The organism is Mycobacterium sp. TH-M82, from assembly GCF_057473605.1.
In genome coordinates this window covers 1-4180 of record NZ_JBYCKY010000112.1, presented here as the reverse complement: position 1 = coordinate 4180, position 4180 = coordinate 1, and the positions used below count along the sequence as shown (strand labels likewise).

Sequence of the window (4180 nt, the reverse complement as noted above, 5' to 3'; positions counted from 1 at the left end):
TCCACGGCTGGGTCTTCATGGCGGCCTTGCGCACCATCGGCCCGGCCTCCATCGAGGTGTGGATCTCGTCGCCGGTGCGGTCCAAAAAGCCGGTGTTAATGAACACCACCCGGTCGGCGGCGGCCTTGATGGCCGCTTTCAGGTTGACGGTGGTGCGCCGCTCCTCGTCCATGATGCCGACCTTGATGGTGGCCTGCGGCAGCCCCAGCACGTCTTCGACCCGGCTGAACAGTTCGCAGGTGAACGCGACTTCGTCGGGGCCGTGCATCTTGGGTTTGACGATGTAGATCGATCCCGTGCGGCTGTTGAGCAGCGGCCCGTTCTCGCCGCCGGTCTTGCGCCCGTGGATTCCAATCAGGCCGGTGAACAGCGCGTCCTGGATGCCTTCGTAGACCTCTCGGAGCTCACCATTGTCGGCGGTGTAAACGATGGCGTCGTTGGTCATCAGATGACCGACGTTGCGGCAGAACATCAGGCTGCGGCCCGGGAGTGTCAGCGTGCCGCCGTCGGCGGCGGTGAACTCCCGATCAGGGCGCAAGACCCGGGTGAAGGACTCGCCGCCTTTATCGACCTGCTCGGCCAGGTCGCCCCGGTTCAAACCCAGCCAATTGCGGTAGCCCAGCACCTTGTCGTCGGCGTCGACGGCGGCCACCGAGTCCTCGAAATCCTGAATGGTGGTGACCGCCGATTCCAGCACCACGTCCTTGATCCCCGCGGTGTCGGTCGCACCGATTGGTGACCGGCTGTCGATCAGAATCTCGATATGCAGGCCGTGGTGGACCAGCAGCACCGACGACGGCGACTCGGTCGGCCCGGTGTAGCCGGCGAACTGGTCGGACGCCGCCAGGGTGGTCTCCAGCCCGTCGGCCAGGGTGATCACCAGCCGGCCGTCGTCGACCGCGAAGCTCTTGGCCTCGGTCCACGCGCCATTGCCCAGCGGCACCGAGTCGTCGAGGAACTTGCGGGCGTAGGCGATCACCTTGGTGCCGCGCACGGGGTTGTATCCGGTGCCCTTCTCGGCGCCGTCTGCCTCGTTGATGACGTCGGTGCCGTACAGCGCGTCGTACAGCGACCCCCACCGGGCATTCGCGGCGTTCAGCGCGAACCGGGCGTTGAGCACCGGGACCACCAGTTGCGGACCGGCCTGCGTCGTGATCTCGTCGTCGACGTTCGACGTGGTGACCGTGAAATCGTCGGGCTCGGGCTGTAGGTAGCCGATTTCGGTGAGGAACGCCCGGTAGGCATCGGGGTCGATCGGCTCGATCACCCGGTGGCGGTGCCACTTGTCGATCTGGGCCTGCAGCTCGTCACGGCGTGCCAATAATTCCTCGTTGCGAGGCGTCAGGTCGGTGACGACCTTGTCCACACCCGCCCAGAAACTGTCGGCGTCGATGCCGGTCCCGGGCAGGGCTTCGTTGGTCACGAAGTCGTACAGCACCCGGGCCACCCGCAGGTTGCCCACTGACACCCGGTCGGTCATGCGTGCCCTCTCTTTTAACCCCTGTCAGCCCCGTTGAGCCTCGTCGGCAATGAACCACCCTACCGCCCGGTACTGCGGTTATCCCCATCCGGCGACCCGCACCAGCGGGTTGTGCACCGACGTCGGCCGCCGGTGGCTTCGACGATGTCAGGCACGGTGGGTTCCGTCGTAAACCGTGCCGACCAGGTCTTCGACCAGATCCGCCAGTGTGACCATTCCGACCACGCGACCGTCGGCTGCGTTGTCTGCCACAGCCAACGCCAGGTGGCTGTTGCTGCGGCGCAGCCGCGCCAGTGCCTCGGGCAGTGGCAGCGACGCCGGAACCCGGGGCAGGGGGCGCACCGACGACCGGTCGACCAGGGTGTCTGGGGCGTCTGGAGCGCCCGGGGCGTCTAGCAGACCCAGCGACAACACGTCCTTGATGTGCAGATAACCGACGAACTCACCGGCTCGATCTCCCACGTCGACCACCGGGAACCGGGAGTAGCCGGTCTGCGCCAGGGCCCGCTCGACCGTTGCGACGCTAGGTCCGCAACCGGTGGCCGCGACCGGCACCGCATAGATGTCGCGCACCGGGACCGCGACGTCGGCGACGACCCGGGTACGGATCTGCAACGCGCGGGTGAGCCGGGTGTACTCCTCGGGATCCAGCAGACCCGCCGAGACCGACTCGGCGATCATGTCGCTCAACTCGACGGTGGAGACCGTGACCGCCAGCTCGTCCTCGGGCTGCACCCGCAATGCGCGCATCGCCACGTTGGCGCACCAGTTGTAGAACACGATGAAGGGGCGAGCGGCCGTTACGTAGAGCAGGTACGGCGGGATCAGCAGCATCGCCGCTTTTTCCGGGCCGGCGAGGGTGATGTTTTTCGGCACCATCTCGCCGAACAGCACGTGCAGCACCACCACGACCGAGAGGGCGACGACGAACGACACGGTGTCCACCAGCGTGTCCGGGATGTCGATCAGCGCCAACGGGCGGTCCAGCAGGTCGGCGAGGGCGGGCTCGCCGATGCGGCCGAGCAGGATCGAGCACACGGTGACACCCAGCTGAAACCCGGCCAGCATGAGCGGCAGCCGCTCACCGGCGCGGATCACCGTGAGCGCGCTCTGCCTGCCCTGTTCGGCGATTGCTTCCAGCCGGTCCCGGCGTGCGGAGATCAGCGAGAACTCGGCAGCGACGAAGAACGCGTTGCCGGCGATCAGCAGCGCGGTCAGCAACACCTCCAGCACGTCATCCATCGACGGTCCGCAGCTCGGTCAGCTCCACTACGTCGATGCGGCGGCCCGCCATTCGGGTGACGGTGGCCCGCCATCGACCAGGATGGTCCGAGGGCTCATCCGGGTCGAACACGGCCAGTTCGACCGATTCGCCGTCGTGCGGAATGTGACCGAGCCGTTGCAGCACCAGGCCGCCGATGGTTTCGTATCCCCCCGGGGGAGCCCGGTAACCGGTAGCTGCGGCCACCTCGTCGATGCGCAGCAGGCCGGAGACCCGCCACCCGGCGCCCGCAGCCACCACGTCGGGGGTGGCGTCGTCGTGTTCGTCGCGGACGTCGCCGACGATTTCCTCGACCAAATCCTCCAGCGTCACCATGCCGGCGGTGCCGCCGTACTCGTCGGCGACCAGCACGGCCTGCAGGCCGCTGGCGTGACCGTCGCGGATCGCTGCCATCACCGCGTCACCATCGAGCGTGGAGGGCACCACCGCCACCGGCTGTGCGACCGCGGTGACCAGTGTGCGCGCCCGTTCGGCGGCGGGCACGTCGAACACCTGCTTGACGTGCACGATGCCGATCGTCTCGTCGAGGTCGCCCGCGACCACGGGGAAGCGGGAGAATCCGGTATCGGTGGCGGTCGCGACCAAATCGGCGATGGTGTCGTCGGACTGCAGCGCGACGATCTTGGATCGCGGTGTCATCAGCTCGCCGGCGGTCAGGGCACCGAACCGCAGTGACCGGTCCACCAGCGCCGCGGTGGCTTCATCGAGGGCGCCGCTGCGTGCCGAACTGCGAACCAGCGACGCCAGCTCCCTCGGCGAGCGGGCCGAGGCCAATCGGTCGGCGGGCTCGATGCCCAGCGCGTGCAGCATGCGGTTCGCGGTCCCGTTGGTCAGCCGGATGGCGGGGGTGAACGCCCGCGAGAACAGCAACTGCGGGCCGGCCACTGCACGCGCGACCGGCAGTGGCCGCGCCACCGCCAGGTTCTTCGGCACCAGCTCGCCGAAGACCATCGACAGCGATGTCGCGAGCACCAGCGCGAAAAACAACGCCACCGGCCCGGCTATCCCCGTGGGCAGACCGAGGGCCGTGATGCCGGTGCGCAGCCACCGGGCCAGCACCGGTTCGGCGAGGTAGCCGGTGGCCAGCGTGGTGATGGAGATGCCCAGCTGCGCGCCGGACAGTTGAAACGACAGCGTACGGTGCGCGCGCTGGATGTAGATGTCGCGGCGGGCGCCGCGACGCGCGTTGGCATCGACGGTGCTGCGTTCGAGAGTGGTCAGCGAGAATTCGGCCGCGACGAACACCGCGGTGCCGACGGTGAGCACCGCGAAGGCCAGCAGGCTGAGCAGGCTGGCGATCATGGTCATCGGGCGCTCCCGGTCAAGCCGTGCTACCAGCCGAACGGCAGCGGATGGCCCTCGGCGAACCCGGCCGCCGACTGCACCCCCAGCACCGCTCGTTCGTGCAGTTCGGCCAG

The 4180-nt window shown here is 68.1% G+C and carries 4 protein-coding genes; all 4 read right to left on the bottom strand.

The window, feature by feature from the left end:
• The coding region (locus AC2VON_RS03365; protein ID WP_486951674.1) for a malate synthase G at positions 1 to 1480 on the bottom strand (1480 nt) is incomplete at its 3' end.
• A gap of 147 nt (positions 1481 to 1627) precedes the next feature.
• Positions 1628 to 2722: a hemolysin family protein gene (locus AC2VON_RS03360; protein WP_486951673.1), complete on the bottom strand. Its 1095-nt coding sequence runs from the start codon at positions 2720 to 2722 to the stop codon at positions 1628 to 1630.
• Positions 2715 to 4070: a hemolysin family protein gene (locus tag AC2VON_RS03355; RefSeq protein WP_486951672.1), complete on the bottom strand. Its 1356-nt coding sequence runs from the start codon at positions 4068 to 4070 to the stop codon at positions 2715 to 2717. Before AC2VON_RS03355 ends, AC2VON_RS03360 begins: the two co-directional genes overlap by 8 nt.
• Positions 4071 to 4093: 23 nt before the next feature.
• Positions 4094 to 4180, bottom strand: an 87-nt coding sequence (locus tag AC2VON_RS03350) for a hypothetical protein (protein WP_486951675.1), incomplete at its 5' end; no start/stop codon positions are given.